General features: G+C 61.5%; 20 protein-coding genes. 16 read left to right on the top strand and 4 right to left on the bottom strand.

Annotation, left to right across the window (positions count from 1 at the left end):
- Positions 1-114 precede the first annotated feature (114 nt).
- From VD17_RS09750 to VD17_RS09740, 3 genes are read left to right on the top strand one after another with little or no spacing between them, the layout of a single operon-like run.
- On the top strand, positions 115-2,172 hold the full coding sequence (locus tag VD17_RS09750) for a methyl-accepting chemotaxis protein (protein ID WP_046053661.1): 2,058 nt from the start codon (positions 115-117) through the stop codon (positions 2,170-2,172).
- Between the two features lie 37 nt (positions 2,173-2,209).
- Positions 2,210-8,116, top strand: coding sequence for an Hpt domain-containing protein (locus VD17_RS09745; protein ID WP_046053660.1), 5,907 nt, complete (start codon positions 2,210-2,212; stop codon positions 8,114-8,116).
- The gene (locus VD17_RS09740) at positions 8,109-8,564 is read left to right on the top strand and encodes a chemotaxis protein CheW (RefSeq protein WP_046053659.1); all 456 of its coding nucleotides are present in this window, start codon (positions 8,109-8,111) and stop codon (positions 8,562-8,564) included. Before VD17_RS09745 ends, VD17_RS09740 begins: the two co-directional genes overlap by 8 nt.
- A gap of 154 nt (positions 8,565-8,718) precedes the next feature.
- Here the strand turns inward: VD17_RS09740 and VD17_RS09735 are convergent, their stop codons facing one another.
- Entirely contained in the window at positions 8,719-9,093 is a 375-nt protein-coding gene (locus tag VD17_RS09735; protein WP_046053658.1) for a DUF6124 family protein, read from the bottom strand.
- Between the two features lie 661 nt (positions 9,094-9,754).
- Here VD17_RS09735 and mdcA point away from each other — a divergent pair.
- From mdcA to madM, 9 genes are all read left to right on the top strand, one after another.
- Positions 9,755-11,425 carry a malonate decarboxylase subunit alpha gene (gene mdcA / locus VD17_RS09730; RefSeq protein ID WP_046053657.1) on the top strand — a complete coding sequence of 557 codons (1,671 nt, stop codon included), beginning with the start codon at positions 9,755-9,757 and terminating at the stop codon, positions 11,423-11,425.
- Entirely contained in the window at positions 11,425-12,282 is an 858-nt protein-coding gene (locus VD17_RS09725; protein ID WP_046053656.1) for a triphosphoribosyl-dephospho-CoA synthase, read from the top strand. The genes mdcA and VD17_RS09725 overlap by 1 nt, the downstream gene beginning before the upstream one ends.
- Complete coding sequence (locus VD17_RS09720) at positions 12,282-12,581, top strand: malonate decarboxylase subunit delta (protein ID WP_046053655.1); 300 nt, start codon at positions 12,282-12,284, stop codon at positions 12,579-12,581. The genes VD17_RS09725 and VD17_RS09720 overlap by 1 nt, the downstream gene beginning before the upstream one ends.
- Entirely contained in the window at positions 12,574-13,425 is an 852-nt protein-coding gene (locus VD17_RS09715) for a biotin-independent malonate decarboxylase subunit beta (RefSeq protein ID WP_046053654.1), read from the top strand. The genes VD17_RS09720 and VD17_RS09715 overlap by 8 nt, the downstream gene beginning before the upstream one ends.
- Positions 13,422-14,225 carry a biotin-independent malonate decarboxylase subunit gamma gene (gene mdcE, locus VD17_RS09710; RefSeq protein ID WP_046053653.1) on the top strand — a complete coding sequence of 268 codons (804 nt, stop codon included), beginning with the start codon at positions 13,422-13,424 and terminating at the stop codon, positions 14,223-14,225. The genes VD17_RS09715 and mdcE overlap by 4 nt, the downstream gene beginning before the upstream one ends.
- Positions 14,219-14,839 (top strand): malonate decarboxylase holo-ACP synthase, encoded by a 621-nt coding sequence (locus VD17_RS09705; protein WP_046053652.1) that lies wholly within the window; start codon positions 14,219-14,221, stop codon positions 14,837-14,839. The genes mdcE and VD17_RS09705 overlap by 7 nt, the downstream gene beginning before the upstream one ends.
- The gene (gene mdcH, locus VD17_RS09700; RefSeq protein ID WP_046053651.1) at positions 14,836-15,747 is read left to right on the top strand and encodes a malonate decarboxylase subunit epsilon; all 912 of its coding nucleotides are present in this window, start codon (positions 14,836-14,838) and stop codon (positions 15,745-15,747) included. Before VD17_RS09705 ends, mdcH begins: the two co-directional genes overlap by 4 nt.
- A 65-nt stretch (positions 15,748-15,812) precedes the next feature.
- The gene (madL, locus tag VD17_RS09695) at positions 15,813-16,229 is read left to right on the top strand and encodes a malonate transporter subunit MadL (protein WP_033060440.1); all 417 of its coding nucleotides are present in this window, start codon (positions 15,813-15,815) and stop codon (positions 16,227-16,229) included.
- A 1-nt stretch (position 16,230) separates the two neighbouring features.
- Positions 16,231-16,995, top strand: coding sequence for a malonate transporter subunit MadM (gene madM / locus VD17_RS09690; protein WP_046053650.1), 765 nt, complete (start codon positions 16,231-16,233; stop codon positions 16,993-16,995).
- Between the two features lie 111 nt (positions 16,996-17,106).
- On the opposite strand, the gene VD17_RS09685 is transcribed toward madM, so the two are convergent.
- On the bottom strand, positions 17,107-18,021 hold the full coding sequence (locus VD17_RS09685) for a LysR family transcriptional regulator (protein WP_008033325.1): 915 nt from the start codon (positions 18,019-18,021) through the stop codon (positions 17,107-17,109).
- 203 nt (positions 18,022-18,224) lie between these two features.
- On the opposite strand from VD17_RS09685, the gene trhA reads away from it, so the two are divergent.
- Entirely contained in the window at positions 18,225-18,842 is a 618-nt protein-coding gene (trhA, locus tag VD17_RS09680; RefSeq protein WP_033060434.1) for a PAQR family membrane homeostasis protein TrhA, read from the top strand.
- A 5-nt stretch (positions 18,843-18,847) separates the two neighbouring features.
- On the opposite strand, the gene VD17_RS09675 is transcribed toward trhA, so the two are convergent.
- Complete coding sequence (locus VD17_RS09675) at positions 18,848-19,756, bottom strand: LysR family transcriptional regulator (RefSeq protein ID WP_046053649.1); 909 nt, start codon at positions 19,754-19,756, stop codon at positions 18,848-18,850.
- 107 nt (positions 19,757-19,863) lie between these two features.
- Between VD17_RS09675 and VD17_RS09670 the strand changes: the two genes are divergently transcribed.
- Genes VD17_RS09670 through VD17_RS09660 form a run of 3 tightly spaced genes read left to right on the top strand, consistent with a single transcriptional unit; the run spans position 19,864 to position 22,404 of the window.
- Positions 19,864-21,105 (top strand): D-amino acid dehydrogenase, encoded by a 1,242-nt coding sequence (locus VD17_RS09670; protein WP_046053648.1) that lies wholly within the window; start codon positions 19,864-19,866, stop codon positions 21,103-21,105.
- Between the two features lie 18 nt (positions 21,106-21,123).
- Positions 21,124-21,474, top strand: a complete 351-nt coding sequence (locus VD17_RS09665; protein WP_046053647.1) for a RidA family protein — start codon at positions 21,124-21,126, stop codon at positions 21,472-21,474.
- Positions 21,475-21,501: 27 nt separating this feature from the next.
- Positions 21,502-22,404: a transporter substrate-binding domain-containing protein gene (locus tag VD17_RS09660; RefSeq protein ID WP_033060429.1), complete on the top strand. Its 903-nt coding sequence runs from the start codon at positions 21,502-21,504 to the stop codon at positions 22,402-22,404.
- A gap of 89 nt (positions 22,405-22,493) precedes the next feature.
- Here VD17_RS09660 and VD17_RS09655 read toward each other — a convergent pair whose 3' ends face one another.
- Positions 22,494-23,213, bottom strand: a complete 720-nt coding sequence (locus VD17_RS09655) for a 16S rRNA (uracil(1498)-N(3))-methyltransferase (RefSeq protein WP_046053646.1) — start codon at positions 23,211-23,213, stop codon at positions 22,494-22,496.
- Between the last annotated feature and the right edge of the window lie 55 nt (positions 23,214-23,268).

The following is a 23,268-nucleotide window of genomic DNA, read 5'->3' as shown; positions in this document are numbered from 1 at the left end:
TAGCGGTGTGACAGGTTGCATTGATATCGACTGACATGTCCTCATCGCGAGCAAGCTCGCTCCCACAGGTACTTCAGCAAGCTTTAAAGGGTGTTGGTTAACAGGCGAGGACCGATGATAAAAGCAAAAACAGGCAAGCCAGAAGGGTCGCGCAGCCGGTCACAGATCATCGCGCTGTTCATGGCGCTGATCGTCTTCATCATGCTGCTGTTCGCCAACTTCGCGTACCTCAACACCCAGGCCACGTACGACAAACAGTACATCGGCCACGCCGGTGAGCTGCGCGTGCTGTCCCAGCGCATTGCCAAGAACGCCACTGAAGCCGCTGCCGGCAAGGCTGCGGCGTTCAAACTGCTGAGCGATGCGCGCAACGACTTTGCCCAACGCTGGGGCTATCTGAAGAAAGGCGACCCTTCCACCGGCCTGCCGCCGGCACCGTCCACCGTGCGCCCGGAAATGCGTGCCGTGCAACTGGACTGGGAACGCCTGCTGAAAAACACCGACGCGATCCTCTCCAGCGAACAGACCGTGCTCTCGCTGCATCAAGTCGCCGCGACCCTGGCCGAAACCGTGCCGCAGTTGCAGGTCGAGTACGAAAAAGTCGTCGAAACGCTCCTCCAGCGCGGTGCCCCGGCCGCGCAGGTGGCCATGGCCCAGCGCCAGTCGCTATTGGCTGAACGAATTCTCGGTGCGGTGAACACCGTGCTGTCCGGTGATGAAAACTCGCAGCAGGCCGCCGACGCCTTCGGTCGCGATGCGGCGCGATTTGGCCAGGTGCTCAATGGCATGCTCCAGGGCAATCCGACACTGAAAGTCAGCCAGGTTGAAGACCGCGATGCACGCGCGCGATTGATCGAGATTTCCGAGCTGTTCGAATTCGTCTCGGGTTCGGTGGATGAAATCCTTGAAACCTCGCCGGAGCTGTTCAAGGTCCGTGAATCGGCCACCAATATTTTCACCCTGTCGCAGACCCTGCTCGAAGAAGCCTCGCACTTGGCCGGCGGTTTCGAAAACCTGGCTGGCGGGCGCAACACCGACACCATTGGCGGCTACGTGCTGGGGCTGTTGGCGCTGATGTCGATCATCCTCATTGGTCTGGTGATGGTGCGGGAAACCAATCGTCAGCTGCGCGAAACGGCTGAGAAGAACGAGCGTAACCAGAACGCGATCATGCGCCTGCTCGACGAGATCGAAGACCTGGCGGACGGCGACCTGACCGTGACCGCGTCGGTGACCGAAGACTTCACCGGGACCATCGCCGACTCGATCAACTATTCCGTGGACCAATTACGCGATCTGGTGGCGACCATCAACCTCACCGCTGGCCAGGTCGCTGCTGCCGTGCAGGAAACCCAGGCCACCGCCATGCACCTGGCCCAGGCTTCGGAGCATCAGGCGCAGCAGATTGCCGAAGCCTCCACCGCGATCAACGACATGGCCGAGTCCATCGATCAGGTCTCGGCCAACGCTGCGGAATCTTCAGCGGTGGCCGAACGCTCGGTGGAAATCGCCAACAAGGGCAACGAGGTGGTGCATAACACCATCCACGGCATGGACAATATTCGCGAGCAGATTCAAGACACCGCCAAACGCATCAAACGCCTCGGCGAGTCTTCTCAGGAAATCGGCGACATTGTCAGCCTGATCGATGACATTGCCGACCAGACCAACATCCTTGCGCTCAACGCGGCGATTCAGGCTTCCATGGCCGGTGATGCCGGGCGCGGTTTTGCGGTGGTCGCCGATGAAGTGCAGCGGCTGGCCGAGCGCTCGTCCGCCGCCACCCGCCAGATCGAAACCCTGGTGCGGGCGATTCAGACCGACACCAACGAAGCGGTGATTTCCATGGAGCAGACCACCACCGAAGTGGTACGTGGCGCTCGTCTGGCGCAGGATGCCGGGGTGGCCCTGGAAGAAATCGAAGGCGTGTCGAAGACCCTCGCCGCGTTGATCCAGAGTATTTCCAACGCGGCGCAGCAACAGACGTCTTCGGCCGGTCAGATTTCCCTGACGATGAACGTGATCCAGCAGATCACCACGCAGACCTCGTCCGGCTCGACCGCGACCGCCGAGAGCATTGGCAACCTGGCGAAAATGGCCAGCCAGTTGCGGCGTTCGGTGTCCGGTTTCACCTTGCCGGCCGCCAAGGCGCAGGCTGCGGATAAAGTGTGATGCGCCTTGAGGCGCGCGAATGATGAGTGGAGTGGTTATGGGTGATCGGCACGACTATGTGGCCCTTGAGTGGGTCAAAGGCGAGATTGCCGAAACGCTGAAAGTGGCTCACCAGGCGATTGAAACGTTGCTTGATGACCCGCAGGCGACGCACGCGCTCAGTGAATGCCTGGCGTGCATCCATCAGGTTCACGGCAGTTTGCAGATGGTCGAGTTCTACGGCGCGGCGCTGCTCGCCGAAGAGATGGAGCATCTGACCACGGCCTTGCAACAGAACCGCGTCAGTCATCGCGATGAGACGCTCCACCTGTTGCTGCAAGCCCTTGGGCAGCTGCCGACTTACCTCGACCGGGTGCAAGGTGCGCGCCGCGACCTGCCGCTGGTGGTGCTGCCGCTGATCAACGATCTGCGCAGCGCCCGTGGCGAAAGCCTGTTGTCGGAAACCAGCCTGTTCAGCCCGCAATTGCCTGACCTGCCGCCACTGGACGAAGAGTCGCTGGCACTGCTGGAGCCGGCAGATTTACCGAATGTGCTGCGCAAGTTGCGGCAGATGTTGCAGATGGCTTTGGTCGGATTGCTGCGTGAGCAGGATGGCGAAACCAACCTCGGTTACCTGACCAAGGTTTTTGCGCGCCTCGAAGGACTGTGCGGCAACGCACCCCTGAGCCCGTTGTGGCAAGTCGCCTCGGCGTTGGTCGAAGGCATGCGCGGCGGCTCGATTGCTAACAGTCCGGCGTTGCGTAGTCTGTTCAAGGAGGCCGATAAAGAACTGAAGCGCCTGCTCGAACAGGGCATGCCCGGAATCAATCAGCCAGCGCCGCTGGAGTTGCTCAAGAGTTTGCTGTTCTACATTGCCAAGGCCGAACATCCCACCGGGCAGATGCTGACCATGAAAGATCGCTACGGACTGGACGACGCGCTGCCTGACAGCGCAATGGTCGACGAAGAACGAGCACGGCTGGCCGGTCCCGACCGCGATGCCATGCGCTCGGTGTTGGCCGCTTTGTGTGAAGAGCTGGTGCGGGTCAAGGAACGCCTGGACCTGTTCGTGCGCAGTGACCGCCAACACACCTCAGACCTCGAAAGCCTGCTGGCGCCCCTGCGGCAAATCGCCGACACCCTGGCGGTGCTCGGTTTCGGCCAGCCACGCAAGGTCATCATCGATCAACTGGCGGTGGTGCTGAGCCTCGCCCAAGGCCAGCGTGAGCCCAACGACGCGATCCTGGTGGACGTCGCCGGTGCCTTGCTCTACGTCGAAGCGACACTGGCCGGCATGGTCGGCACCGTCGAGCCGGAAAGCCAGGAAGACAGCCGCCTGCCGACCACCGACCTGACACAGATCCATCAGATCGTGATCAAGGAAGCGCGCATCTGCCTGCAACAGGCCAAGGACATGATCGTCGACTACATCGACGCCGATTGGGACCGCCAGCACTTGCAGCCACTGCCGGCCTTGCTGACCCAAGTGCGCGGTGCGCTGGCGATGATTCCGTTGAGCCGTGCGGCGAGTCTGATCGAAACGTGCAACCACTTCATTCGCGAGCACCTGCTGCTGGATCTGGATCATCCCGGCTGGCAGGAACTGGACAGCCTGGCCGACGTCATCACCAGCATCGAGTATTACCTGGAGCGCCTCAGCGACGACCCCGAAGCGCCGGGCGAAAAGTTGCTCGACGTCGCGGAAAAGAGTCTGGCCGCACTCGGCTTTTTTCCCATCGAGCGGCAGGTGCCGGTGCTTGAAGATGTGCTCAGCCCGAGTGAAGCGCAGGTCATGCAGGATCTGCAGGAGCTGGACGACCCTGAGACCGTCAAGTCACTGGCCGATGTATTGGCCAGCCCTGTGTCCTCCGTCAACCCGCCGGCCCTGACGACCCCGGGAAGCCTGTTGCCGCCGCCTGCCGGTGAAGAACCGGTGGACGATGAACTGCGGGAAGTGTTCCTCGAAGAGACCGATGAAGTCCTGGAAATCCTCCGGGAGTACCTGCCACGCTGGTCGGCCGATCCCGAGAGCAAGTCGGTCCTGAGCGAACTGCGCCGGGCCTTCCATACGCTCAAGGGCAGTGGCCGGATGGTCCGCGCTTTGGTCCTGGGCGAACTGGCCTGGGCGGTGGAAAACCTGCTCAACCGCGTATTGGAACACAGCGTTCCGCCGGGGCCGGAGGTGCAACAACTGCTGGGCGATGTGCTGAATTTGCTGCCCGAACTGGTGGCCGAGTTTGCTAACCATGCCCAGCGCCAGCGCAACGACGTTGACCAATTGGCCGCACGCGCCCACGCCTTGGCCAAGGGCGATGAATCGATACTCGATGAAGACGCACAAGATGTCGCAGCCCTCGATCCGCTGCTGCTTGAGATCTTCCGCAACGAAGCCGAAACCCATTTGGGCAGCCTCAACCGTTTCCTCGATAAAGCCGCCGAGCACGTGCCATTGCAGGCCAGCGACGAGTTGCAGCGGGCGCTGCACACGCTCAAGGGCAGCGCCTCCATGGCTGGCGTATTGCCGATCGCCGAGCTGGCAACACCGCTGGATAATCTGGCCCGGGAGTACAAGGCGCACCTGCTCGCCCTCGACCTGGACGAAGTCGAACTGTTACTCGAAGCCGAAGGACTGTTCCGTCTCGGGCTGCGAAAGCTCAAGAGTGATCCGCAGGCAGAAATCCCTGGCGCCCGCTCATTGATCGAGCGAACCCAGGCGTTGCTGGCCGAGCGTCTGGAAACGCTCCTGAGTGCACCGAATACCGGGTTGCGCATCAAACGTGATCCGCAACTGATCAACAACTTCCTCGCGCAAGGCATGGACATCCTGCTGGACGCCGAAAGCCTGTTGCAACGCTGGCAGCAACATCCCGGCGAGCGTCAGGAACTCAGCGCATTGCTGGACGAATTGACCACCCTCGGCGAAGGCGCGCATCTGGCGGATCTGCATCCGGTGGATGAACTCTGTGAAGCCTTGCTCGACCTCTATGGTGCGGTGGAAGAAAGCAGCCTGGCGGTCAGCGAGGCGTTTTTCCATGAAGCGCAAAGTGCCCATGAAGCGCTGATCAACATGCTCGACGAACTGGCCGCCGGCCAGGAAGTCAGCCCGCAACCGGAACGCATCCGGGCCTTGCGCGGGTTGCTCGATGAGAGCCTTGATCCGTCGGCCATGGGCCTGATTCGCAGCGATGGCAGCCGCACGTTGAGCATCCGGGAACTGGGCAGCGCCACGGCTGAGCTGGAGCAGACCGCGACCCAGGTTGAGCTGGACGATGAGATCGTTTCGATCTTCCTCGAAGAGGCGGTGGATATTCTCGAAAGCGCCGGCCAGGCTTTGCAACGCTGGCTGAGCGAGCCGGACAACGCTGCGCCGTTGTTGTCGTTGCAGCGAGATTTGCACACCCTCAAGGGTGGCGCGCGGATGGCCGAGGTCGAGCCGGTCGGTGAACTGGCCCATGAACTGGAAAGCCTTTACGAAGGGCTGGTGGACCGCCGTTACACCTACAGCGAAGCCTTGGCGCACCTGCTGCAACACAGTCATGACCGGCTCGCGCAGCTGCTGGATCAGTTGCAGAACCAGCGGCCATTGGGCGATCCGGGTGAGCTGATCGAGGCCATTCGTGAGTTTCGCCAAGGCAACGCCAGCGCTGTTGAAGCGGTCGAACCGGCACGGGCCGAGGATTCGTCGGGGCATGATCCGGAGCTTCTGGAGATCTTCCTCGAGGAAGGTTTCGACATCATCGAAAACTCCGGCGCGGCGCTGGTGCGCTGGCAGGCCGAGCCGTCGAATCGTCAGGAAGTGGAAACCCTGCTGCGTGATCTGCATACCCTCAAGGGTGGTGCGCGGATGGTGGAAATCACGCCGATTGGCGATCTCGCCCATGAGCTGGAATTTCTCTACGAAGGCCTGTCGGCTGGCGTGCTGCAACCCACCGCCGCGTTGTTCGGCTTGTTGCAAAGCAGCCACGACCGGCTGGCGCAGATGCTCGACGCGGCCCGTGCCGGTCAGCCATTGCCGCCTGCCGATCAACTGATCGACGCGATCAAGAATTTCAGTCATCCGTCCGTGCCCGAAGCCCCGGCACCGGTCGTGGTGTCCACCACGCCGAAAGTCGAGACGCCCGCGCCGCAACCCGATGCCGGCGCGGACATGGTCAAGGTCTCGGCAGAACTGCTCGACGATCTGGTCAACCTGGCCGGCGAAACGTCGATCTTCCGTGGCCGGATCGAACAACAGGTCAACGATGCGCGCGTGACCCTGAGCGAGATGGAAACCACCATCGAGCGCATGCGCGACCAGTTGCGTCGTCTCGACACGGAAACCCAAGGGCGGATTCTCAGCCGCCAGCAAGTCGAAGCCGAACGACTGGGTTACGAAGAATTCGATCCGCTGGAAATGGACCGCCACTCGCAGTTGCAGCAACTGTCGCGCGCGCTGTTCGAATCCGCCTCCGACTTGCTCGACCTCAAGGAAACCCTCGACCGACGCAATCAGGACGCGGAAAACCTGCTGCAACAGCAGGGCCGCATCAACACCGAATTGCAGGAAGGCCTGATGCGTACGCGCATGGTGCCGTTCGAACGGATGCTGCCGCGCTTGAAGCGGATCGTCCGCCAGGTCTCCAGCGAGCTGGGCAAGGACGTGGAATTCATCGTCGGCAATGCCGAAGGCGAGATGGACCGCAACGTCCTCGAACGCATGGCCGCGCCGTTGGAACACATGCTGCGCAATGCCGTGGATCATGGCCTGGAATCGGCCGAGGTGCGTATCGCGGCGGGTAAACCGGCTCAGGGGCGTATCACGCTCGACCTGTCGCGAGAGGGCGGCGACATCATTTTCGACATCCGCGACGACGGTGCCGGCGTGCCGCTGGACGCGGTGCGGCGCAAGGCAATCAAACGCGGGTTGCTGGCCCCGGACAGCGACATCAGCGACCGCGACGTGTTGCAATTCATCCTGCAACCGGGGTTCTCCACCGCCGAGAAAATCACCCAGATTTCCGGACGCGGCGTCGGCATGGACGTGGTGCATGAAGAGGTCCGGCAGCTCGGCGGCAGCATGAGCATCGACTCGGTGCCGGGGCAGGGCGTGCACTTCCGGATTCGACTGCCGTTTACCGTGTCGGTCAACCGGGCGCTGATGGTGCAGTGCTTTGATGATCAATACGCGATCCCGCTGAACACTATCGACGGTATCGTTCGCGTGCTGCCCAACGAGCTTGAAGGGCATTACCGGCTCGATCCGCCGACCTACAAATACGCCGGTCAACACTATGAGCTGTGTTACCTGGGCGAACTGCTGAAAACCAGCCATCGCCCGAAACTACTCGGCCAGAGCCTGCCGCTGCCGGTGTTGCTGGTGCAGTGCAACGAGCGGCACATCGCGGTGCAAGTCGACTCCATGGCTGGCACTCGCGAGATCGTGGTCAAAAGCCTCGGCCCGCAATTTGCGGCGGTGCAGGGTTTGTCTGGGGCCACGATTCTCGGCGATGGGCGGGTGGTGCTGATTCTCGATTTGCTGGCGCCGATCCGCGCGATGCAGGCCCGCGTGCCGCAACAGCCAGTGGCTCAGGAGGCGGAGGTCGAGCCGCACAAGCCATTGCTGGTGTTGGTGGTCGATGATTCGGTGACGGTGCGCAAGGTCACCAGCCGTCTGCTGGAACGCCACGGCATGAACGTGCTGACCGCCAAGGACGGTGTTGATGCCATGCTGCTGCTTGAAGAACACATGCCTGACCTGATGCTGCTGGACATCGAAATGCCGCGCATGGACGGCTTCGAAGTCGCGACCCAGGTACGCGCCAACGAGCGTCTGCAGCACCTGCCGATCATCATGATCACCTCCCGCACCGGGCAGAAACACCGCGACCGCGCCATGGCCATCGGCGTCAACGACTACCTTGGCAAGCCGTACCAGGAATCGGTGCTGCTCGAAAGCATCGCCCTGTGGAGCAAAACCCATGCTTGAACACCGCACCAGCAACCTGACGGGGCTGTTGCTGCCCTTGGCTGACCGCAACCTGATCCTGCCTAACGTCGCTGTTGCGGAGCTTATTGATTACCAACCCAGCGCCTTCGACCTCGACACCCCGCCGTGGTACCTCGGGCGGGTAATGTGGCGGAACCGGCAGATTCCGTTGCTGAGTTTTGAGTCGGCGTGTGGGCAGAAAATCGTGATCGGTGAGCGGGCGCGGATTGTCATCCTCAATGCCCTTGGTGGGCGGCCTGATTTGAAATTCATCGCCTTGCTGGTGCAGGGGATTCCGCGGTCTTACAAGCTTGATAGCCAGTTGAGTTATGTGGATGTGCCGTTGTGTTCGCTGGAACAGGCGGCGGTGCAGGTGGGGGAGCAAGTGGCCAAGGTGCCGAATTTGCTGGCGTTGGAAGAACTGCTAGTGAGTGCGGGTCTGGTCTGACCGGATCCCTGTGGCGAGGGAGCTTGCTCCCGCTGGGTCGCGAAGCGGCCCCAAAACCTGTAACCGAGGTGTATCAGGTACACCGCATGCAATGGTTTTACGACTGCTTCGCAGCCGAACGGGAGCAAGCTCCCTCGCCACAAGGGTTTCTGCGCTAAACCCTGGGCTGAGCCTTCATCTGCAACGACTCATGATGATCCAGCGCCCGCTCCACCAACAACTGCACCCCATCCGCCATGCGGCTGAGCGCCAAGGCTACGGAGCGGCGTGAGCCTTCCACATCGTCCGCCAGATCGGCAGCAATGGCGCTGATGGACAGCAGGTCTTCGGATGCATTGGCCAGCAGGGCTTCGGTGTCGATATCGGGGGAGACGCTGAAGAGGTGATGCTTGCGGCGCTTGCCCGGTTTTTCTTGGGGTGGGAAGTAGTAGGAAAAGACGCGGTCGGCGGCTTCCTTGAGTTTTTCAGCTTCGAGGGATGCTTCGGAACCGGTGTCGGTTTCCGGCGGGTTGGGAGTTGGTTTGAACATGGCAAAGATCCTTGTAGTGATGGAGCTGCCATTTTTCGTTTTCCAGACGAAAAGGGTGGCAGCTGTACGCGGACTGGAAAAACCGAGATAGGATCAAACCCGGCAGACCCGAAGGTCTCCCACGCACAGCCGCCATAACTTAGAGCTACGGAGCAAAAAAGCGCCGCATTATGTCATGTGCATTGATCCTGTCCTTCGGGTTTTCCAGACCCGGTCGCTGAATTGGCAGCGACCCGGAAACGATAAAGATCAACGCAAAAACGCACCAGTCGGCGGGTTCCGGCAATGCTGTAGGCAGCGACGCCAGACTGCGTAGCCGCTCACCCTTCCTGCGGAGAAACTTTTAAACACAAAACCCATTTGGCTGGCGAAGGTTGAAGAGTCCCAAAAAGGGACCGATCGGTCCTGTTTTGGGACTTATCGATCATTGCACTCCGGCATTGAAACCGGCGGGGATTGTTCTGGCCCCATCGCGAGCAAGCTCGCTCCCACAGGGGTTTTGTGTACGACGGAGACCTAATGTGGGAGCGAGCTTGCTCGCGATGGCGTCGGCACTGACAACCATTACTCCAAGCGTAACGATCCGTCTCTCTGCTTGATTGATGCCTCCCACCCAACACTCCTAAGGTGACTCCCACGACAGCGAACCCGTGGAGTGGTCATGACAACAACAATATCCCCCGACTCGCGATGGACGCGGCGGCGCAGCGAAAAGCAGCGGCGTCTCGAGCTGGTACGGGGTCTCGCCGACGGTGTGGTCTTGCCCACCGACAAAATCGTTGCGGCGCTGGAGGCCTTGATCCTGCCCGGCGACCGTGTGGTGCTGGAGGGCAATAACCAGAAGCAGGCGGATTTTCTCTCCCGCTCGCTGGCCAAGGCTGATCCGGCGAAGCTGCATGACCTGCACATGATCATGCCCAGCGTCGGTCGCTCCGAGCATCTGGACCTGTTTGAACGCGGCATCGCCCGCAAGCTCGATTTCTCCTTCGCTGGCACCCAGAGCCTGCGCATCAGCCAGTTGCTGGAAGACGGCCTGCTGGAAATCGGCGCGATCCACACCTACATCGAGCTCTATGCACGGCTGGTGGTCGACCTGATCCCCAACGTCGTGCTCTCGGCCGGTTTCATGGCCGACCGCGCCGGCAACATCTACACCGGCCCGAGCACTGAAGACACCCCCGCATTAATCGAACCGGCCGCCTTCAGCGACGGCATCGTCATCGTTCAGGTCAATCAACTGGTGGACGACGTCAGCGAGTTGCCTCGCGTCGACATCCCGGCCTCCTGGGTCGACTTCGTGGTGGTGGCCGACAAGCCGTTCTACATCGAGCCGCTGTTCACCCGCGACCCGCGTCACATCAAGCCTGTGCACGTGTTGATGGCGATGATGGCGATCCGCGGGATCTACGAAAAACACAACGTCCAGTCCCTGAACCACGGCATCGGTTTCAACACTGCCGCCATCGAATTGATCCTGCCGACCTACGGCGAATCCCTCGGCCTGAAGGGCAAGATTTGCCGCAACTGGACGCTCAATCCGCATCCAACCCTAATCCCTGCCATCGAAAGCGGTTGGGTCGAAAGCGTGCATTGCTTCGGCACCGAATTGGGCATGGAAAACTACATCGCCGCCCGGCCTGACGTGTTCTTCACCGGCCGCGATGGCTCCCTGCGTTCCAACCGGATGTTCTGCCAACTGGCCGGGCAATACGCGGTGGACTTGTTCATCGGCGCGACGCTGCAAGTCGACGGCGACGGCCATTCCTCCACCGTGACGCGCGGACGCCTGGCCGGTTTCGGTGGTGCGCCGAACATGGGCCATGACCCACGCGGTCGCCGCCACGGCACACCGGCCTGGCTCGACATGCGCCACGACGATGCGCCCGAAGCGTTGCTGGAGCGGGGCAAGAAACTCGTGGTGCAAATGGTCGAGACCTTCCAGGAGGGCGGCAAACCGACCTTTGTCGAAACCCTCGACGCAGTGGAAGTGGCGAAGAAAAGCGGCATGCCGCTGGCACCGATCATGATCTACGGCGACGACGTCACCCACCTGCTGACCGAGGAAGGCATCGCCTATCTCTACAAGGCGCGTTCGCTTGAAGAACGTCAGGCGATGATCGCGGCCGTGGCCGGAGTCACCGTGATCGGCCTGCGCCACAACCCGAAAGACACCGCGCGCATGCGCCGCGAAGGCCTGATCGCCTTGCCCGAAGACCTCGGCATCCGCCGTACCGACGCCACCCGCGAATTGCTCGCCGCCAAAAGCGTGGCCGATCTGGTCGAGTGGTCCGGTGGCCTCTACAACCCGCCCGCCAAGTTCAGGAGCTGGTAATGCACGCATTTAACCTGCAACCGAAAACCCTGTCCCCGGCTGAGCGGCTGGCGGATCTGGCGGTGGACGCGCTGATCGACGAAGCGGACCTGTCGCCGAAACCGGCGCTGGTCGACCGTCGTGGCAATGGCGCGCACACCGATTTGCACCTCGGGCTGATGCACGCGTCGGCGCTGTCCCTGTGGCCTGCGTTCAAGGAAATGGCTGAAGCGGCCATCGAGTTTGGCGAAGTCGGTGTGCCGCTGCGAGAAGCCATTGGCCTGATCGGTCGTGAAGGCGAGGAAGTGATGCTCGCCACCACGGGCGGCGTGAATACTCATCGCGGTGCCATCTGGGCCTTGGGTCTGTTGGTCGCGGCGGCTGCGCTGGAGCCCGAATCCATTGCCGCAGGCTCGATCACTTTGCGTGCTGCACGTCTGGCCTTGCTCGACGACCGTTACGCACCGCGTCCTCTGAGCCACGGCGCGCAAGTCGCCCAGCGTTACGGCGCTCGCGGTGCCCGTGAAGAAGCCCAGCTCGGTTTTCCGGCGGTGACTCAACGGGCGCTGCCACAACTCAAACGCAGCCGCGCCGCCGGTCATGGCGAGCAGAACGCCCGGCTCGATGCCTTGCTGGCGATCATGACGAATCTGGCCGACACCTGCGTGCTCTACCGCGCAGGCGAACAGGGCCTGCAGACCATGCAACTCGGCGCCCAAGCCGTGCTCGATGCGGGCGGCAGCGCCAGCCTCGCCGGTCGCCGCCGTCTGCACGAATTGGACGAACAATTAATCGCATTGAATGCGTCGCCCGGTGGTGCAGCGGATTTGTTCGCCGCCTGCCTGTTTATCGACCGCATCGAGTCCGGAGCTTTCTGATGGAAACCTTATCTTTTGAATTCCCCGCCGGGCAGCCGCCACGCGGCCGGACGCTGGTGGGTTGTGTCGGCTCGGGCGATCTGGAAGTGCTGATCGAACCGGGACGGGCCGGCAAGCTGACGATCAAGGTGCAGACCTCGGTCAATGGCAGCGAACAACGCTGGCAGCATCTGTTTGCGCGGATGTTCGACGGTCAGACACCGCCGGCGATGGCGATTGATATCCACGATTTCGGCGCCACACCGGGCGTGGTGCGCTTGCGTCTGGAACAAGGCTTTGAGGAGATCGGCCATGACTGACAGCGCAGCGTTGTTGCACAAGCATAGCTTCGTCGAACTCGGCGGCCGACAACGTGCCAAGGCTTTGCTCGACGCCGGTACTTTCCGCGAATTGCTCGACCCGTTTCAGCGTGTCATGTCGCCGTGGCTGTCGCGCCAGGGTGTGGTGCCGCAAGCCGATGACGGCGTGGTGATCGCCAAGGGCAGCATCGGCGGTTTGCCGGTGGTGATCGCCGCGATCGAAGGCGCATTTCAGGGCGGCAGCCTCGGTGAGGTCGGCGGGGCGAAGATTGCCGGTGCACTGGAGCTGGCGGCCGAAGACAACCGCAATGGCATTCCCACTCGCGCCGTGTTGCTGCTGGAAACCGGTGGCGTGCGTTTGCAGGAAGCCAACCTCGGGCTGGCGGCGATTGCCGATATTCATGCGGCGATTGTCGATCTGCGCCAATACCAGCCAGTGGTTGGCGTGGTGGCGGGCAGCGTGGGTTGCTTTGGCGGGATGTCGATTGCTGCCGGGTTGTGCAGCTATTTGCTGGTGACGCAGGAAGCGCGGCTTGGCCTCAACGGTCCGCAAGTGATCGAACAGGAAGCCGGGCTTGAAGAATATGACTCCCGTGATCGTCCCTTTATCTGGAGCCTGACCGGTGGCGAGCAACGTTTCGCCAGTGGCTTGGTGGATCGTTTTGTCGCTGACGACGTGGCGCAGGTTCAGCAGCAGGTCAGCGAATTGTTGCAACAAGGTTTGCCGGAACAGCAACGCAGCCGCCAGGCCGAGCTGTTCCTGCAACGGTTGGCCCGTCTGGACGCCGAGCCGCAAATCGAGCCGTCAACGGTTCGCGATCTGTATCAAGGAGAGCGCTCATGAGTTCGTATTCCCTGAGAGGTTTGAACTGGTTCAACGCCTTGAGTGCGGGCGCGAAACCGGTTGATGGTTTGCCCGCTTCATTGAAGGTTGCCGACGGTGTATTGGGTGACCAGCCCGTTCGCTTTATCGCGGTGGTGGCTGATCCCGACAACCGTTTCGTCCGCGCCCGCAATGGCGAGGTCGGTTTGCTGGAAGGTTGGGGCTTGGCGAAGGCCGTGGATGAAGTCATCGCAGCTGACTTGGATAAACCACAGAAACGCGCCTTGATCGCCATCGTCGATGTGCCGAGTCAGGCGTATGGCCGGCGCGAAGAAGCGCTCGGCATTCATCAGGCTTTGGCCGGTGCGGCAGACAGTTATGCCCGCGCCCGACTGGCCGGCCATGCCGTGATCGGTTTGCTGGTGGGCAAGGCGATGTCCGGGGCGTTTCTGGCTCATGGGTATCAGGCCAATCGGCTGATTGCGCTGCGCGATCCGGGCGTGATGGTTCACGCGATGGGCAAGGCTTCGGCGGCGCGGGTGACTTTGCGCAGCGTCGAAGAACTCGAAGCCTTGGCCGCCAGCGTGCCGCCGATGGCGTATGACATCGACAGCTACGCGAGCCTTGGACTGCTTTGGGAAACCTTGTCGGTGGAACAGATCGAGCAGCCGACGGCGGCGGATCTGACGCGGGTGACTGAATGCCTGAGCCAGGCGATTGGCGATGTCGCAACCAGCGGCCGAGACCTGAGCAGCCGCTTGGGCGCGAGCAACCGTGCGGCGTCGAGCCAGGTTCGCCAATTGCTGAGAGAGCAGTGGTGAACACGCTTCTGGCCCACGACCTGCTCTGGGGGATGACCCCGGAGCAGTTGCCTGCGGATGCACCTTCGTGGGTGATCGAGTCGATCCGTGGGGGTCAACCGGTGGTGGTTCGGCGTGCGTTGAGCGCGGCGGATCACATCGCGGTCGGCGTGCGTGGGCGTTTGCGTGAGCAGCGGTATGCAACGGTGATGTCGGTCGACGCGATCCAGCGTCACGTGCGGCCGGAAGCGCTTTGTCATGTCTCGATTGATCGGGATTTGCCGGCAGTGCGCGCCCTCAATCAACTGCGGCCAATGCTCGATTCCTTTGAGTGGGTTTGGGGTGTCAGCGGCAGTGCCGGGTTTGAAATGGCCAGCGGTTTTCAGGCGTTGCATGAGAGCAGCGACCTCGACCTTATCCTGCGTACACCGCAGCCGTTATCTCGTGTGCAGGGGCAGGAACTGGTGAAGTTTCTCGATGCCGCGGTGTGCTGGGTGGACATGCAACTGCAAACGCCAAACGGCGCTGTCGCCCTGCGCGAATGGGCCGGTCCCTCGAAACGGGTCCTGCTAAAAAACGCCAGTGAAGCCTGTCTGGTAGGCAATCCCTGGAACCCACAGGAGCAAGCAGCGTGAGCAGTTTGCTGGTGTTCCCCGGCCAGGGCGCGCAGCAGCCGGGCATGCTCCATCGTTTGCCTCGGGAAACAGTGACCGAGGCGAGTGAAGTGCTCGGCGAAGATACATTGCTGCTGGATTCTGCCGAGTCGTTGACGTCGACAAGGGCTGTTCAGCTTTGCTTGCTGATTGCCGGCGTCGCGGCTTCACGCCAGTTGCGGTGGGCGGCGGATTACGTGGCCGGGCTTTCCATCGGCGCCTACCCGGCAGCGGTGGTCGCCGGCGCCTTGAGCTTCAGCGATGCGTTGCATCTGGTGAGCCTGCGCGGTGAGCTGATGCAACAGGCATATCCACAAGGCTATGGCATGACCGCGATCATCGGTCTGGACTTGACCAGGGTGGAAGAGTTGCTGGCGCAAGTTCACAGCGACGCAACACCGGTTTACCTGGCCAACATCAACGCCGATAACCAGGTGGTGATTGCCGGCAGCGATGGCGCGATGAAAGCCGTCGCCGAGTTGGCGAAAAGTCGCGGTGCAGGTCTGGCCAAACGTCTGGCCGTCAGCGTGCCGTCCCACTGTCCGCTGCTGGAAGCACCGGCGAAAACCCTGGCCGAAGCCTTCGCCAAGGTGCAGCTGAAAACGCCGACGCTGGGCTACCTGAGCGGCAGTCGCGCCCGGCCCGTTATCAACACTGAAGCCTTGCGCGACGACCTGGCGTTCAACATGTGCCGCGTGGTGGATTGGCGCGGCACGGTACAAAGCGCTTACGAGCGCGGCGTACGTCTACAGATCGAACTGCCGCCCGGTGCGGTGCTGACCGGGCTGGCGCGCCGGGTGTTCGAGCAGGGCACCGTGATTGCCTTCGACAGTGCGCGGCTCGATACCTTGCAGGCGCTGTTGCGTGAGGAGGGAAGCCACCAACCCTAGAACACCGACTCAGGCCTTCGAACAACAAAAACAACATTCGACGATGCACTTTGAGGACAACAACAATGATTATTTACGGTGTGGCGCTGTTGGCGATTTGTACGCTGGCAGGGGTGATCGTGGGGGACATGCTCGGCGTGTTGCTGGGCGTGAAATCCAACGTTGGCGGTGTCGGGATCGCGATGATCCTGTTGATTTGCGCACGTTTGTGGATGCATAAACACGGCGGCATGACCAAGGATTGCGAGATGGGCGTCGGTTTCTGGGGCGCCATGTACATTCCCGTCGTGGTCGCAATGGCCGCGCAACAGAACGTCGTCACCGCCCTGCACGGTGGCCCGGTGGCAGTGCTGGCGGCGATCGGTTCGGTAGTGATCTGCGGCTGTACCATTGCCCTGATCAGCCGGACTCACAAAGGCGAACCGTTGCCCGATGAACCGGCGGACATAACGCCGGTCGGCACACCAGTAGGAGGTCGCTGATATGTGGGATCTCATCGAGAAAGGCCTGGAACATAACGGTCTGGTCACGGCGTTCGCATTCGTCGGCGTGATTATGTGGGTGTCAGTGGTTCTGTCCAAGCGCCTGACGTACGGACGGATTCACGGCTCGGCGATTGCGATTGTCATCGGGCTGGTGTTGGCGTGGGTCGGCGGCACCATGACCGGCGGGCAAAAAGGTCTGGCGGACTTGTCGCTGTTCTCCGGCATCGGGTTGATGGGCGGCGCCATGCTGCGGGACTTTGCCATTGTCGCCACGGCGTTTGAAGTGCAAGCCACCGAAGCGAAGAAGGCTGGGTTGATTGGCGTGATCGCGCTGCTGCTGGGCACGATCCTGCCATTCATTGTCGGCGCAAGCATGGCCTGGGCGTTCGGTTATCGCGATGCGATCAGCATGACCACCATCGGCGCGGGCGCGGTGACTTATATCGTCGGGCCAGTGACCGGGGCGGCGATTGGCGCGAGTTCCGATGTGGTGGCGTTGTCGATTGCCACCGGGTTGATCAAGGCGATTTTTGTGATGGTCGGCACGCCAATGGCCGCGAAATGGATGGGGCTGGATAACCCGCGCTCGGCGATGGTGTTTGGTGGGTTGGCCGGGACGGTGAGCGGTGTGACGGCCGGGTTGGCGGCGACGGATCGGCGGTTGGTGCCTTATGGCGCGTTGACCGCGACGTTCCACACCGGGCTTGGGTGCTTGTTGGGGCCTTCGCTGCTGTACTTCATTGTTCGCGGGATTGTTGGCTGAACCGGTAGATCATCGCTGACTGTACCGACGCCATCGCGAGCAGGCTCACTCCTACAGGGGAATGCATTCCAGGGTAGGAGTGAGCCTGCTCGCGATAGGAGCGCTGCGGTCTCAGGCCTGGCGATTGGCGTACATCCGACACTCCGCCAACAACGCCAACAGATTCGGATCCCGCTCCTTGGCCTTCAAAAACACCACCCCAATGTGCTGCTGCAACCGATACTTTTCCTGCAACGGAATCAGCTTCACCCTGTTCTCATACACTGCGGCAATCCGTCCCGGCAGCAACGCATAACCCACGCCCGAGCTGACCATGCTCAGCAGGGTGAAGATGTCGTTGACCTGCATCGCCACCTTCGGTTCGAACCCCGCCTGCTTGAACACCCGATTACCGTCCTGGTGCGTGGCAAAGCCCTGGGTCAGCGTAATGAATGTCTCATCGCGCACTTCGGCAAGGTCGACTTCGGTCCGTTGGGCAAACTTTGAATCCGCCGGTGTGGCGAGAAAGATATCGTCGGAAAACAGCGGGATCTGCTCGCAGTCCGGGTCGTTGACGCTCTCGTCCAGGGACACGAGGATCGCGTCGACTTCCATGTTCTTGAGCTTGTACAGCAGGTCGAAATTCGAGCCGAGGATCAGGTCGATGTTGAGTTCGCTGCGTCGGATCTTCAGGCCCATGATCAGCTGCGGCACGGTTTTCACCGTCAGCGAATACAGCGAGCCGAGCTTGAAACGCTCGGCGGAAAACCCGGCCGCTTCGCGGGTCAGGCGCACGGTTTCGACCACGTCCTGAATCAGCTTCTGCGCGCGTTCTTCCAGCACATAAGCGCTTTCCAGCGGCGTGAGATTGCGGCCTTCGTGCTTGAACAGTGGGCAGCGCAGGGCGCTTTCCAGGGAATGGATCGCCCGGTGCACGCTGACATTGCTGGTTTGCAATTCGGCGGCGGCCCGGGCCAGGTTGCCGGTGCGCATGAAGGCCAGGAACACCTCGAGTTTTTTCAGGGTCAACTCTTCATCGATCAGCATGGGCGTCGCTCTTATTCGAATAGCTCGATTGTGCACGCATGCGGGTTTTTGTTGGAACTATGTAGGAGCTGTCGAGAGAAACGAGGCTGCGATCTTTTGATTTTGATCTTTTTAAAAGCAAGATCAAAAGATCGCAGCCTCGTTTCACTCGACAGCTCCTACAGTTTGCGCAATGTTGCAGTGAATTTTGAGGTGAGCAACGCATGTATCACGGGGAAAGATTGAACGCCTGGACGCATCTGGTCGGGGCGGTGGCCGCGGTGGTGGGGGTGGTGTGGATGCTGGTGATCGCCAGCATGGACGGCAGCCCATGGAAGATCGTCAGCGTGGCGATTTACGGGTTCACCTTGCTGGTGCTTTACAGCGCGTCGACCGTTTACCACAGCGTGCGTGGGCGCAAGAAAGCGATCATGCAGAAGGTCGATCACTTTTCGATCTACCTGCTGATTGCCGGCAGCTACACGCCGTTCTGTCTTGTGACGCTACGTGGGCCGTGGGGCTGGACGCTGTTCGGGATTGTCTGGGGGCTGGCGCTGATCGGCATCCTGCAAGAGATCAAACCGCGTTCGGAAGCGCGGATTTTGTCGATCGTGATTTACGCGGTGATGGGCTGGATCGTGCTGGTGGCAGTCAAGCCGTTACTGGCGGCGTTGGGCAGCACAGGTTTCGCCTGGCTGGCGTCGGGCGGCGTGTTGTACACCGTGGGTATTATCTTTTTTGCGCTGGACAGTCGTTTGCGCCATGCCCACGGGATCTGGCATCTGTTCGTGATCGCCGGGAGTTTGCTGCACTTCGTGGCGATTCTGTTTTATGTCCTTTGAAGCCTCTAAGGGATCAAGCGATCCAGTTGCGCCTGCGCCCGTCGGCTGAACACCTGCAACAAGTCGCTCAAGGTGTGGGGTGGCGGTTCGTCGGCGCGGGTCACTGCGTATAGGGTGATCGGTAGTGCGGGTGCCAGAGGTCGAATCGCCGTGGCCGCGGGGGATGCGCCGAGTGCGGTAAACGGATCAATCACCGCCAGTCCTGCACCGGATTCAACCATCGCCCGCGCCAGCGAATAGGTCTGCACAGCGATGCGAACCCGTGGCGGCGGATCGACCGCCTCAAGGTAGCTGTCGAGCCTGGCTGCCAGCGGGTCGGCGCTGGACAGGCCGATCAGCGGCGCGCCGGCCAGTTCGCTCAACGGCAACGGTTGACCCAGGGCGTCGTCGGCCCAATAACCCAACGGCGCCAGCGCCACCAAAACCCCGCAGGCCAGGGCTTGCGCCTTCAGGCCCGGATGATCCGGCGGCTGCAAGGTCAGGGCGACATCCACTTCGCGCATCAACAAATTCTGCATCAGCTCACGGCTGTGGGCGCTGGACAGTTCGCAGATGATGTCCGGGTAGTGTTGCGTCCACTCGTTGATGGCCGGCGGCAGCAGTGACAGGGCCAGCGCCGGGATCGCGCCGATCCGTACGCTGCGACCCGGCTCGCGCCGCAGGCTCTGGGCCAGACGTCGCACGCCTTGCAGGCTTTCGGTGACCTTGTCGACTTCACGCTCAAGTTCCAGCGCTTCGGGCGTGGCCTGCAATTTACCGCGCACCCGCAGGAACAACGGGAAGCCCAGTTGCTGTTCGGCGTGTTGCAGCACTTTGCTTACCGCCGGCTGCGACACGTGCAGCAACTGTGCGGCGCCACTGACCGAACCGGTCTGGCGAATGGCCTGGAAAATCTCGATGTGTCGCAGTCGCATGGCAAGTCCATAACCTTTGTTTATGGGTCAGGCATCTTTAAGCATTGTTCAACGCCTGTCACCTGGTCCTAACCTGAAGCCTGTTTCAACAACGGTTAAGGACAGACATGGCTCAGCGGGTTTGCATTATCGGTGGCGGCGTCATCGGGCTGACGACGGCTTACGCACTGGTTCGCGACGGCATCGACGTAACGCTGATCGAGGCCCGGGATTCGTTGGGCAGCGAGACCAGTTTCGCCAACGGCGGCCAGTTGTCCTACCGTTACGTCGCGCCGCTGGCCGATGCCGGCGTACCGTTGCAGGCGCTTGGCTGGATGTTGCGCGGTGACTCGCCGTTGAAGCTGCGCCCGCGTCTGGACCCGGCGCAATGGCGCTGGATGGCGTCCTTCCTGGCGGCCTGCCGCCGTTCGGTGAATCAGCGCAACGGCGCGCACCTGCTGCGTCTGGCGCTGCTGAGCCAGGCCACGCTGCAAGGCTGGCGCGAAGAAGACCGCCTCGATGGTTTCGACTGGCGGCGCAACGGCAAACTGGTGACGTTTCGTGAACCCGCGAGTTTTGAGCATGCTCGCCATGGCTTGGCCGATCCGCAACAGCAGCACGTTCTGTCGCGGGCCGAATGCGCGCAGCTGGAGCCTGCACTCGCCGAGGCGCCGTTTGTGGGCGCGATTTATACGCCTGACGAGGAGGTCGCCGATTGCCATGCTTTTTGCCAGAAACTGCTGGCTCGACTCCGGGCGTCGGGGCGTTGCGAGTTTTTGCTCGGCCGCGAGGTCACCGGCATTCGCCACGCGGACGGCGCGGTGCAGGCCGTCGAAATGGGTTCGCAGGTGCTGCCGGTCGAACAACTGGTGATTGCCGCCGGTCATCGCAGTCCGGCGCTGGCGCTGCCGGGCATGAACCTGCCGCTGTATCCGCTCAAGGGCTACAGCCTGACCTTGCCGATCCGCGCCGAACATCGTGCGCCAGAACTGAGCATCACCGATTACAACCGCAAGATCGTTTACGCCCGCATCGGTGAACAGCTGCGCGTGGCAGCGATGGTCGACATTGTCGGTTTCGACCCGGCGATCGACCCCAAACGGCTGGCGCTGATCAAACGCCAGGCACAGGAAACCTTGCCCAATGCCGGCGATTACGACGCCGCCATCGAATGGGCCGGCATGCGCCCGGCCACCCCCAGCGGCGTGCCGTTGATCGGGGCCACGGCGTACCGCAATCTCTGGCTCAACCTCGGCCATGGCGCCCTGGGTTTTACCCTGGCTTGTGGCAGCGCCCGGTTGCTCAGCGAGTTGATCGCCCGGCGCGCACCTTCAATTGAAATGCAGGGCCTCGCCCCCCGCGTCGCCTGACTTGAAAAGGAAAAACCGATGAACATCAACCGAATCAACAGCAACAGTCGTCTCTCTGGCGCGGTGACCTTTGGCGATCTGGTGTTTCTCTCGGGACAGGTTCCGGGTGATAGCACCGACGTCACCGGCCAGACCGCCGAAGTGCTGGCGAAGATCGATGCGTTGTTGGCCGAAGCTGGCAGCGACAAGGATCATCTGCTCAACGCGACCATTTACCTGAACGACATTGGCCGCGACTTTGCCGCCATGAACGAGGTGTGGTCGCAGTGGCTGTCACCGGGCAAAGCACCGACCCGCACCACCTTGCAGGCGCAACTGGCCCGTCCAGAGGTGCTGGTGGAAATCACCGTGATCGCCGCCCGCCGCTAATCAACTGACCCACAACGGAGAATAACAATGCAAAAAATCACGTTGATCGGCTGCACCCTCGGTCTGCTGCTCGCCAGTCAGGTCCAGGCCAACGAAGCGCCACTGACCGGCACGCTGAACAAGGTTGCCAATGCCAAGAGCATCACCCTGGGCTATCGCGACGCGTCGGTGCCGTTCTCCTACGTGGGTGATCACACGGGGCAGCCGATGGGCTATTCGGTGGACCTGGCGAGCAAGATTGTCGAGCGCATCAAGCAAAAGCTCGAGCTGCCGGACCTGCAGGTGAAGTACAACCTGGTGACCTCGCAAACGCGCATTCCGCTGGTGCAGAACGGCACGGTCGACCTTGAGTGCGGCTCCACCGGCGTGACCGCCGAGCGCATGCAGCAAGTGGCGTTTTCTTACGGGTTTATCTACGTGAAGGGGCAGTTGCTCACGGCGAAGGACAGTGGCATCAAAAGCTTCGCCGACCTGCGTGGCAAGAACGTCGTGACCACCGCGGGCACCACCAACGAACGGTTTCTGAAGAGCTACAACATCGATCACAAGATCGATATGTTCGTGATCAGCGCCAAGGACCACGGCGAAGCGTTCCAGATGTTGCAGTCAGGTCGGGCAGCGGCGTTCTATATGGATGACGCGCTGCTTTACGGCGAACGCGCCAAGGCCCGCGATCCGCATAACTGGGTTGTGGTGGGTGAGGAGCAGTCGCGGGAAATCTACAGCTGCATGGTGCGCAAGGATGATCCGCAGTTTCTTCAGTTGGTGAACTCGACCCTCGCCGATCTGTACAGCTCGGGCGAGATCAATGGCATCTACCAGCGCTGGTTCCAGCAACCGATTCCGCCCAAAGGCCTGAACCTGGAATTTCCGATGACCAGCGAACTGAAGGCAATCATCGCCAAACCGGTGAGTGATCCGGTGCAGTAATCTCCTCTTGATCCTTGCACGCTCCCACTTTGGAATGCATACCCCTGTGGGAGCGAGCTTGCTCCGGGCGGCGTTCCGACGATAGGGCCCTAGAAGTCACCCCACAACTGTTGGGCAACCGCAAGCGCAACTACCGGCGCGGTCTCTGTCCGCAACACCCGAGGCCCAAGTCGAGCAGCATGGAACCCGGTACTCTTGGCCTGATCCACCTCAGCATCGGACAACCCGCCTTCCGGGCCGATCAAAAACGCCAGCGTCGCCGGTTTCGCATGGCTCACCAAGGGTTCGGCCACCGGATGCAGCACCAACTTCAATTCTGCCTGGGTCTGCTTCAACCAGTCCGCCAGCAGCAGCGGCGGATGAATCACCGGCACCCGTGAACGCCCGCATTGCTCGCACGCGCTGATCGCCACCTGGCGCCAGTGCATCAGGCGTTTGTCGGCGCGTTCGTCCTTGAGTCGGACTTCACAGCGGTCGCTGAAGATCGGGGTGATTTCAGTGACACCCAGTTCGGTGGCTTTCTGAATCGCCCAATCCATCCGCTCGCCGCGGGACAAGCCCTGGCCGAGATGGATCGACAATGGCGACTCAATCTGCCCGACGAAGCTTTCATCGATCTGCACGACGACGCGCTTCTTGCCGACCTCCACCAGCGTGGCGCGAAACTCATGGCCCGAACCGTCGAACAGTTGCAGCGCATCACCTTCGGCCATGCGCAAAACGCGGCTGATGTAATGGGCCTGGGCCTCGGGCAACTCGTGTTCGCCAGTGCTCAAGGGGGCGTCGATAAAGAAGCGGGACAGTCTCATCGGGGGTCTCTGTAAAATGTGTGCAGATTTTGGCGGCCCTATCGTCGGAACGCCG

The organism is Pseudomonas fluorescens (assembly GCF_000968015.1).
Taxonomy (GTDB): domain Bacteria; phylum Pseudomonadota; class Gammaproteobacteria; order Pseudomonadales; family Pseudomonadaceae; genus Aquipseudomonas; species Aquipseudomonas fluorescens_W.
Note: the sequence above shows the minus strand (reverse complement) of the source record. Positions and strands in the feature narration are given on the sequence as shown.

What these genes read in the sequence shown, in the direction of transcription:
- VD17_RS09720 (WP_046053655.1), top strand. Translation starts at nt 12,282, where the DNA reads ATGGAAACCTTATCTTTTGAATTCCCCGCCGGGCAGCCGCCACGCGGC.
- madL (WP_033060440.1), top strand. Translation starts at nt 15,813, where the DNA reads ATGATTATTTACGGTGTGGCGCTGTTGGCGATTTGTACGCTGGCAGGG.
- VD17_RS09675 (WP_046053649.1), bottom strand. Translation starts at nt 19,756, where the DNA reads ATGCGACTGCGACACATCGAGATTTTCCAGGCCATTCGCCAGACCGGT.
- VD17_RS09715 (WP_046053654.1), top strand. Translation starts at nt 12,574, where the DNA reads ATGACTGACAGCGCAGCGTTGTTGCACAAGCATAGCTTCGTCGAACTC.
- mdcE (WP_046053653.1), top strand. Translation starts at nt 13,422, where the DNA reads ATGAGTTCGTATTCCCTGAGAGGTTTGAACTGGTTCAACGCCTTGAGT.
- mdcA (WP_046053657.1), top strand. Translation starts at nt 9,755, where the DNA reads ATGACAACAACAATATCCCCCGACTCGCGATGGACGCGGCGGCGCAGC.
- VD17_RS09660 (WP_033060429.1), top strand. Translation starts at nt 21,502, where the DNA reads ATGCAAAAAATCACGTTGATCGGCTGCACCCTCGGTCTGCTGCTCGCC.
- VD17_RS09665 (WP_046053647.1), top strand. Translation starts at nt 21,124, where the DNA reads ATGAACATCAACCGAATCAACAGCAACAGTCGTCTCTCTGGCGCGGTG.
- trhA (WP_033060434.1), top strand. Translation starts at nt 18,225, where the DNA reads ATGTATCACGGGGAAAGATTGAACGCCTGGACGCATCTGGTCGGGGCG.
- VD17_RS09685 (WP_008033325.1), bottom strand. Translation starts at nt 18,021, where the DNA reads ATGCTGATCGATGAAGAGTTGACCCTGAAAAAACTCGAGGTGTTCCTG.
- madM (WP_046053650.1), top strand. Translation starts at nt 16,231, where the DNA reads ATGTGGGATCTCATCGAGAAAGGCCTGGAACATAACGGTCTGGTCACG.
- VD17_RS09750 (WP_046053661.1), top strand. Translation starts at nt 115, where the DNA reads ATGATAAAAGCAAAAACAGGCAAGCCAGAAGGGTCGCGCAGCCGGTCA.
- VD17_RS09670 (WP_046053648.1), top strand. Translation starts at nt 19,864, where the DNA reads ATGGCTCAGCGGGTTTGCATTATCGGTGGCGGCGTCATCGGGCTGACG.
- VD17_RS09655 (WP_046053646.1), bottom strand. Translation starts at nt 23,213, where the DNA reads ATGAGACTGTCCCGCTTCTTTATCGACGCCCCCTTGAGCACTGGCGAA.
- VD17_RS09725 (WP_046053656.1), top strand. Translation starts at nt 11,425, where the DNA reads ATGCACGCATTTAACCTGCAACCGAAAACCCTGTCCCCGGCTGAGCGG.
- VD17_RS09740 (WP_046053659.1), top strand. Translation starts at nt 8,109, where the DNA reads ATGCTTGAACACCGCACCAGCAACCTGACGGGGCTGTTGCTGCCCTTG.
- VD17_RS09745 (WP_046053660.1), top strand. Translation starts at nt 2,210, where the DNA reads ATGGGTGATCGGCACGACTATGTGGCCCTTGAGTGGGTCAAAGGCGAG.
- VD17_RS09735 (WP_046053658.1), bottom strand. Translation starts at nt 9,093, where the DNA reads ATGTTCAAACCAACTCCCAACCCGCCGGAAACCGACACCGGTTCCGAA.